The organism is Streptomyces sp. NPDC026062 (assembly GCF_055568375.1).
On record NZ_JBVHOQ010000092.1, the window covers coordinates 1 to 8,478 of the forward strand.

At 71.3% G+C, this 8,478-nt stretch carries 5 protein-coding genes; 4 read left to right on the plus strand and 1 reads right to left on the minus strand.

Annotated features, from left to right (window positions below):
* Positions 1-500 precede the first annotated feature (500 nt).
* From ACZ4LX_RS37470 to pabB, 3 genes are all read left to right on the plus strand, one after another.
* A complete protein-coding gene (locus ACZ4LX_RS37470; RefSeq protein WP_467651782.1) occupies positions 501-1,841 on the plus strand; it encodes a transcriptional regulator in 1,341 nt (446 codons plus the stop codon).
* 507 nt (positions 1,842-2,348) lie between these two features.
* Positions 2,349-3,101, plus strand: coding sequence for a methyltransferase domain-containing protein (locus ACZ4LX_RS37475; RefSeq protein ID WP_467651784.1), 753 nt, complete (start codon positions 2,349-2,351; stop codon positions 3,099-3,101).
* 130 nt (positions 3,102-3,231) lie between these two features.
* Positions 3,232-5,451 carry an aminodeoxychorismate synthase component I gene (gene pabB, locus ACZ4LX_RS37480; protein ID WP_467651786.1) on the plus strand — a complete coding sequence of 740 codons (2,220 nt, stop codon included), beginning with the start codon at positions 3,232-3,234 and terminating at the stop codon, positions 5,449-5,451.
* Positions 5,452-5,851: 400 nt separating this feature from the next.
* Here pabB and ACZ4LX_RS37485 read toward each other — a convergent pair whose 3' ends face one another.
* Positions 5,852-6,712: a 3-hydroxybutyryl-CoA dehydrogenase gene (locus tag ACZ4LX_RS37485; protein ID WP_467651788.1), complete on the minus strand. Its 861-nt coding sequence runs from the start codon at positions 6,710-6,712 to the stop codon at positions 5,852-5,854.
* Positions 6,713-6,988: 276 nt separating this feature from the next.
* Between ACZ4LX_RS37485 and ACZ4LX_RS37490 the strand changes: the two genes are divergently transcribed.
* Positions 6,989-8,260: a glycoside hydrolase family 10-like protein gene (locus tag ACZ4LX_RS37490; protein ID WP_467651790.1), complete on the plus strand. Its 1,272-nt coding sequence runs from the start codon at positions 6,989-6,991 to the stop codon at positions 8,258-8,260.
* Positions 8,261-8,478: the final 218 nt, after the last annotated feature.

Consider the following 8,478-nt stretch of genomic DNA (forward strand, 5'->3'; position numbering starts at 1 on the left):
TCGCCCCGACACGCACCTCACACTTCGCAGCACTCCGCCCCACCGGATAAATCCGGTGGGGCGGAGTGAAAAGGGGCATTGGCCAACAGTGTCCGGCCACCGGATACGCCCCTCCTGTGTGCTCGCCAAGAGGCGGGGGACCGCACGCGGGCCCCGGCCGGGCCCGGAGGAACCCGGTTCCCGGCCGACCCCGCGTCCACCCTCCGTTCCGTGGGCAGTGGGCCGTGCGATCCGGCGCCGTCCGCACTGCCGCGGTGTGTCGGGCAGGTCGGCAGAGTGGACGACGCGGGTGCGGGTCGTCGTGCTGTACGAGGGGGAGCAGACGACCCGGCCGCCTCTTGCGAGGCATTCATTCAAGCGATCCTGGTACCGGTGCAACAGAGTGCGCAGTGGGACGGTTCGGGCATTCCGTTCACACCCCGTGTGAATCGTGCTCCACTGGGGCGACGCGTCCTTGGCGCGCCGATCCACCGGAGGGGGCAATGGGGGCGATGGGGGCAATGGAGCCCAACACTCTGCTAGAGGCTCTGATCGACGAGGCGGGTGTCTCCCGGGCCGGACTCGCCGCGCATGTGAACCAGGCCGGCCGCGCCCGGGGGCTGTGCCTGCGCTACGAACACACCGCCGTCGCCCGCTGGCTGAAGGGCCAGCGGCCGCGCGGCCAGGTGCCCGATCTGATCTGCGAGGTGCTGGGCAATCGGCTGCGCAGGGCACTCTCGCTCGATGACATCGGCATGGCGGCCCTCGGCGGCCAACCGTCCGCGCAGGGTTCCCCGCTCACCGGATTCGTCGAGCGGGCCACCGCCCTGTGGCGTTCCGACGAACAGCAGCGCCCGCACGTCACCGCCGCCCCGGCCGTCACCGGAACCACCGCGGTGATGCCCGTCTGGGAGTGGGAGAACCCGCCGGAGGACGCCGACGTGTCCCGTACCGGCCCGCACCGCGTCCGCCCGGCCGACATAGCGACGTTGCGGGCCGCCCGTGCCCACTACGAACTGATGTACCGCAAGGCGGGCGGAATCGCGACGCGTTCGCGCATCGTCGGCTTCCTCAACTCCGAGACGGCCCCCCTGCTGCGCGGTGGCTACAGCGATGCGATGGGGCGTCAGCTGCACCGCGCGACAGGCGCTCTGGTGGCCGTGGCGGGCATCTGCGCGTACGACTCCGACGCGCACGGGCTCGCCCAGCGCTACTTCCACCAGGCGTTGCGACTGGCCAAGGCGAGCGGGGACCGGGGGCTCGGCGGCTATGTGATCGCCCTGCTGGTGAACCAGTCGCTCCTCCTCGGCGAGTACCGGCAGTCCGTCGCCTTCGCCGAGGCGGCGTTGCGGGCCGCCGGACGTGACATCACGCCCGCGCTCGCTGCCGATCTCCATGCGATGCAGGCCAAGGCGTACGCCTGTCTCGGCGACGGGCCGAGCGCGTTGAGATGCATCCGGCACGCCGAGTCCGAGGCCGGACGGATCCGGCCCGGCCGGGAGCCGGACGAGACGGGGTACGTCCAGCCCGGTCTGGTCGACGTCCAGGTGGCGGAGGCCCTGCTCGGCCTGGGGGACCTGACGGCGGCCCGGGAACATGCCTCGGCCGCGGTGCGTGCCCCCGCGCACGACCGGGGCCGGGTCCACCGGCTGGCGATGCTGACCACGATCGAGCTGCGGCAGGGCGAGCCCGACCGGGCGGCGGTCACGGCGGCGGAGATGGCGGAGCACGCCAGAGGTATGGAGTCGCAGCGGCTGCGTGACCGGTTGCGGGCCGTGCGCGAGGACCTCGTCGCGAGCGGCAGCGCCGACGCGGAACGGGCCGCCGGTCTCGTCGACGGAGCGCTGCGCGTGCCGCTGTGAGTGCCACCGTGAGCCGAGGCCTGCTGCGACAGGGCCACCTCCTGGTCCCTGCCGTGCGCACCCGTGCCGGACGTCCCCGTGAAGGTCTTCCGGTGCTGAGCGAGGGGTGCGGCCCGGGTCCTGCCCGGTCGAGGAGTTCGGCCTTCTCCGCTGCGACGGCGGCGAAGTCCGCGAGCGCATCACGCTGATCTCCTCGCGTGTGAAGTGGCGCACCACCCGGTTCGCTCCAAAGCGCACGCCGATGGTCTCCTCGCCCGGCGCGTCTGTTTACCCCTACGACCTGCGATCAGCTGTGCGGTTCGAACGTGTGTGGCTTCTCCGATCGGATCAAGCGACTGGCGCACAACTTCGCAGCGACGTGTGCCTGCGACATCATCCGTCGTCGGCGCAGTGTTGCGGCGCCACCTTATGCACCCGGGCAGGCCCGGGGAGGATCGCTGCGGGGGACGGCACAGGGCCTCCCCGGAGTGACATCACGTGAGGACACACTCCAGGAAGAGGGGCATCATGTCTGCGACACGTACCGAACCCACCATCAACGACTACGAGCGGTCACTGGAGCGCAGCAGAGCCTCCTTGCACCACAGGGACCGGCCGTCGTCCTTCCTTCTGGCCGGACGCCTGTGGACCCTGCTGGACGGCGTGTTCGCGCCGCCCTTCTCGGCGTCGACCGGCGTCGCCATGGAACTGCTCGGTCTCACCGAGGAGTCCCCGGCGAACTGGCGCGGCTCGTTTCTCGAAGTGGGTTCCGGTACCGGCGTCATCGCGGTGTCGGCCGCGCTGGAGGGCTGCGACCGCGTCACCGCCCTGGACATCAGCGCCCAGGCCACGAAGAACACCGAGGTGAACGCGGAGCGCCACCTGGTGGCGGACCGGGTGCGGGCGGTGCGCAGCGACCTGTTCGACGCGCTGGAGCCGGGAGACCGCTACGACACCGTGTTCTGGCACTCGAACTTCGTCCTCGCGCCCCCGGACTACTGCTATGCGACGGACCACGAGCGCGCTTACGTGGATCCCGGCTACCGGACCCACCGGCGCTATCTCGCCGAGTGCCTGTCCCATGTGGCGCCCGGTGGAAGGGTCCTGCTCCACTTCAGCGAGCGGGGGGACCTTCCGACGCTGGAATCGATGGCTGCGGAGAGCGGCCGGGTCCTGCACGAGCGGGGCAGGCGCACGATCAGGGAGGGGACGGAGAGTATCGACTACCTCCTCCTGGAGATCACCGACGCGACGACCGCGCCGCACGGAACCACCCGCTGAGACGCCGACCGCGCCGCGCCCGTGAGCGCGCGGCGGCCGCCCTCACCGGCCGGGCTGCCACGAAGCCTGGTCTCCCCCTGCCGAAGCGGACCCGCGAGCGGGCCGCCGACCCGGATGCGAGAGAACTTCCGTGCGGACCCTGCTGATCGACAACTACGACTCCTTCACCTTCAACATCAGCCACTATCTGGCCCGCAGCAACGGGACCGCGCCCGTGGTGCTGCGCAACGACGACCCAGGGTGGGACCCGGCGATGCTGGCCGAGTTCGACAACGTCGTCCTGTCCCCGGGCCCCGGGCACCCCGGACGTCCGGACGACTTCGGCATCTGCCGGGAGATCGTGGAACGCGGCGGTCTTCCGCTTCTCGGCATCTGCCTCGGCCACCAGGGGCTTGCCCTGGCGCACGGAGGTACGGTCTCCCGGGCCGCCGAACCCCGCCACGGGCGGCTGTCCACGGTCCGCCACACCGGGGCCGGACTGTTCCGGGGTCTGCCCACCACCTTCGACGTGGTGCGCTACCACTCGCTGGCGGTGCACGACCTGCCCGACGTGCTGGAGGCGGTGGCGTGGGCGGACGACGGCACTCTGATGGGACACCGTCACCGCGAACTTCCGCAGTGGGGGGTGCAGTTCCACCCGGAATCGATCCTCACCGAGTACGGGCACGAACTGCTCGCCAACTTCCGGGACGTGACCCGGGAGTGGTGGTCCGGGCACGGCAGGCCGTCGGACATGGCAGGGCGAGCAGTGACCCGCACGGCGGAGGAGACCGTACCGTCCGCGGTGTCGGCCGCGCCGGAAGGCGGCACGGTGCCGGGCGCCGCGAGGGGTGACTCGGCCCCGGAGGCTTCGGTCCCGGGCGAGGACGAGGACGAGGACGAGGGCGCGTCCGTGTCCGGCACGCGTCGCCTGCGGGTCCTGGCGACACGGCTGCCCACCCGCTGGCACGACGAGGTCGCCTACCACCACCTGTTCGGCGCCGCGGAGAACGCCTTCTGGCTCGACAGCAGCCGGCCCGACTCGGAGTCCGGCCGCTTCTCCGTCATGGGCGCCGCCGGGGGCCCGCTCGCCAGGGTGGCCAAGGCCGACGTGTGGAGCAGCACCGTCACCGTCGTCTCGGCCGCGGGCGTCGAGATCGTCTCCGGCGCGTTCCTGGACTGGCTCGACCGTGACCTGCGCGCGATCCGGACGGAAGTCCCCCCGCTCCCCTTCTCGTTCGCGCTCGGCTGGGTCGGATACCTCGGATACGAACTGAAGGCGGAATGTGACGGAGAAGCGGTGCACCAGGCGGAGGACGCCGACGCCGCCATGGTCTTCGCCGACCGCGCGGTGGTCCTCGACCACGCGACCGGCCTCACCCACGTTCTGGCTCTCGTGGAGGACGGCGACGAGGCGGCAGCCCGGGTCTGGATGGCCGCCACGACGAGGGACCTGGAGTCCCTCGCGGGCGTACCGGCCGAGGAACCGGCCCCGCCCACGACGGGTCCCACGGAGATACGGCTGCGCCAGGACAGGGACGCCTACCTGCGGCTGATCGACGCCTGCCAGGAGGAGATAGCGGCAGGCGAGTCGTACGAGATCTGCCTGACCAACCTGGCGACGGCGGACCGCTCGCTCGATCCGTGGCAGGCCTACCGGACGCTGCGCAGATTCAGCCCGGCCCCCTACGCGGCACTGCTGAGCTTCGGCTCCCTGACCGTCCTCAGCTCCTCACCCGAGCGGTTCCTGCGCCTCGGCTCGGAGGGAATCGCCGAATCCAAGCCGATCAAGGGCACACGGCCGCGCGGTGAGACCCCGCTCGAGGACGCGGAGCTGATCGAAGAGCTGCGGGGAAACGAGAAGGACCGGGCCGAGAACCTGATGATCGTGGACCTGGTGCGCAACGACCTCGGCCGCCATGCCGAAGCCGGATCGGTCGAGGTCAGCGAGCTCTTCGAGGTGGAGACCTATGCCACCGTGCACCAGTTGGTGAGCACGGTCCGGGCCGAGCTGCGCCGCGGCCGCACCCCAGTGGACCTGGTCCGGGCAGCGTTTCCCGCCGGTTCCATGACGGGCGCGCCGAAGATCCGCACCATGCAGATCATCGACCGGCTGGAGGGCGGGCCGCGCGGCGTCTACTCGGGTGCCATCGGCTACTTCTCCCTGTCCGGCGCGGTCGACCTGAGCGTGGCGATCCGTACCGCGGTGGTCACTCCCGGTCGTGTGCGGTACGGAGTGGGTGGGGCCGTGATAGCCCTGTCCGATCGCGAGGCGGAGTTCGAGGAGACGGCTGTCAAGGCGGCCCCGCTGCTGGCTCTCACCGGCGCGGAGTACCCCGGCCGGCGCAGCGCCGACTCCGTACGCGGGTGAGGAGCCCGCCGTCGGCAAGCGGCCACGCGGTGGCGACTCCTCACCCGCCACCGGCTCGCCCAGGTGGTCCGGCCACCCTCACGGACCGCTTCCGGGGGCCGTACGGATGCACGGGCGGGACCGGAGGTGGTGGGACCCTCAGCACGTGCGCCTTGCGGACCTGCGGGAATCCATGGCGTCGGGGACGGGCGAGGTGTTGTTCACCTCGCCCGAACCGAAGTCCCCAGGGTGGGTCGTCGCCACCGACGGACGTGGCCCCGAAGGGTCGCCCGGGCGGTCCTCGACGCACTGGAGCTGAAGGACGCATGACGTGACATCGCCATGCAGCTGCCCGGCACCGGGCCACGGGGAACCGTGCTCCGAGCGGGCCCGGCGGCGTGAGCGCCGGGCCCGCGGGCGGTCAGGCGTACGGGTAGAAGCCCGAGCCCGTCTTGCGGCCCAGCCGGCCCGCGTCCACCATGCGCTGGAGCAGCGGGGGAGCGGCGTACAGCGGCTCCTTGAACTCGGCGTACATCGAGTCGGCGACCGAGGCCACCGTGTCGAGACCGATCAGGTCGGCGAGCTTGAGCGGGCCCATCGGGTGGGCGCAGCCCATCTCCATGCCGTTGTCGATGTCCTCGCGGCTGGCGATGCCCGACTCGAACATCCGGATCGCGGAGAGCAGATACGGGATCAGCAGCGCGTTGACGACGAAGCCGGAACGGTCCTGGGCGCGGATCGGGTGCTTGCCGAGTATGTCCTGGACCACGGCCTCGGCGCGCTTGATCGTCTCGTCCGACGTGGTCAGTGCCGGAATCAGTTCGACGAGCCGCTGCACCGGTGCCGGGTTGAAGAAGTGGATGCCGATGACCTGGTCCGGGCGGGAGGTCGCGACGGCCAGCTTCACCAGCGGGATCGAGGAGGTGTTGGAGGCGAGGATCGCGTCCGGCCGGGTCACCACCTGGTCCAGCACCTGGAAGATCTCGGTCTTGACCTGCTCGTTCTCCACGACGGCCTCGATGACGAGATCGCGGTCGGAGAACTCTCCGAGGTCGGTGGTGAAGCTGAGACGGCTCAGGGTCTCGTCGCGCTCCTCCGCGGTGATCTTGCCGCGTTCGGCGGCCTTGGAGAGGGAGTTGTGGAGCCGGGTGCGGCCGATCTCCAGCGCCTCGCCGGTGGTCTCGGCCACCTTGACGTCGAGGCCGCTGCGGGCGCACACCTCCGCGATGCCTGCGCCCATCTGGCCACAGCCCACCACTCCGACGCGTGCAATATCGGCCATAGAGTCCGTCACCTCGTGCCTTTCGCTGTTCTCCGGTCGGCGGCTTCCGTCTGATTCCGGGCTCCACCACGACCCCACGACGTTACTCCGCGCCTCGGAGCGAGCGGCAGATGGGGGCGGCGTCGGGGACCGGGCGGGCACCCGGCCGCGCTTCCGCCGCCGTCCCCCGTTTGCCGCCCGCCCCTACCGGGGATCGCGGGCCGGGGCGGGCATGCTCGTCCTCACACCCGGATCACGGGCTTCGGACGCGAGCGCAGGGACGGCAGGTACGGCGATATGCGGCACATGGAACGAAGGAAGTTCGTGACGGGTGCGGCCGGCACGGTCGCGGGAGTGCTGGCCGCGGTCGCGGGTGACGCCGCCGCGACCGCGCGGGAGGACGCCCCCTCGGGCCTGCGCGGCGGGCCCCGCGACGTGCCGCGGCGCGAGCTCCGGGGCATGTGGGTGGCCACGGTCGACAACGTCGACTGGCCGTCGAAGCCGGGTCTGTCCGCGGCCGAGCAGCGGGCCGGGCTGATGGCGTACCTCGACGAGGCCGTCGCCCGGCGGCTGAACGCGGTGATCCTCCAGGTCCGCCCCAGTGCCGACGCGCTGTGGCCGTCACCGTACGAGCCGTGGGCCCGCTACCTCACCGGCGTCCAGGGCCGGGACCCCGGCTGGGACCCGCTGGGCACGGCGGTCCGGGAGGCCCACGACAGGGGCCTGGAGCTGCACGCCTGGTTCAACCCCTACCGGGTCGCCAACCACACCGACCTGTCCCGGCTGTCCGCCCGCCATCCGGCGCGGCTCAACCCCGCGTGGGTCGTGCCGTACGGCGGGAAGCTCTACTACAACCCCGGACTGCCCGAGGTCCGCGCCTTCGTCCGGGACGCGATGCTCGACGCGGTCCGGCGCTACGACATCGACGCCGTCCACTGGGACGACTACTTCTATCCGTACCCGGTGGCGGGCCAGAGCTTCGGGGACGCCGCCGCGTACGCGAAGTACGGTGCGGGCTTTCCCGACCGGGCCGCCTGGCGGCGCTCCAACAGTGACCTGCTGGTGCGCGAGATGTCCGAGCGGATCAAGGCGCTCAAGCCTGCCGTCCGGTTCGGCATCAGTCCGTTCGGTGTGTGGCGCAACGCCTCAACCGACCCGCTCGGCTCATGGACGTCTGCGGGTGTGCAGACCTACGACGACCTGTACGCCGACACCGTCGGCTGGATCAAGACGGGATGGATCGACTACATCTGTCCCCAGCTGTACTGGAACATCGGCTTCGCGCCCGCCGACTACGCGGCACTGGTGCCCTGGTGGAACCAGGTGGTGCGGGGTACGGGGGTGGACCTCTTCATCGGTGAGGCCCTGTACAAGGCGGGGGACCCGGCCCAGCCCGCCGCCTGGCAGGACCCGACAGAGCTGTCCCGGCACCTCGACTTCGCCGCCGCGTACGACCAGGTCCGGGGCCATGTCTACTTCTCGGGGAAGAGCGTGGTCACGGACCGGATCGGAGCCATGGACCGGGTGGTGGCCGACCACTACCCGACGCGGACGCGCCCGCCCGGCTGAGCGGCGCCCGGGCATGGCGGTGCCCCGCCCGCCCGGCGCGCGGGACACCGCCATGCCCCCGCTCCCGGGCCCCGGCCCGTCCTGTCGTGCCAGGCGTCGCCGGGCGGGCGGGACTTCGACACAGCGCCCTAGCTGTTCTGTCCACGGAGGTTGGTGACAGGTTTCACGGTGGGGTGATCTTGAACGAGTGAGGGCCTTCCGGGTTCGGTGTGGATTGC

Bases quoted from the DNA above. Each gene is read 5' to 3' on its own strand.
- ACZ4LX_RS37485 (WP_467651788.1), bottom strand. From the start codon at position 6,712: ATGGCCGATATTGCACGCGTCGGAGTGGTGGGCTGTGGCCAGATGGGC.
- ACZ4LX_RS37490 (WP_467651790.1), top strand. From the start codon at position 6,989: ATGCGGCACATGGAACGAAGGAAGTTCGTGACGGGTGCGGCCGGCACG.
- ACZ4LX_RS37470 (WP_467651782.1), top strand. From the start codon at position 501: ATGGAGCCCAACACTCTGCTAGAGGCTCTGATCGACGAGGCGGGTGTC.
- ACZ4LX_RS37475 (WP_467651784.1), top strand. From the start codon at position 2,349: ATGTCTGCGACACGTACCGAACCCACCATCAACGACTACGAGCGGTCA.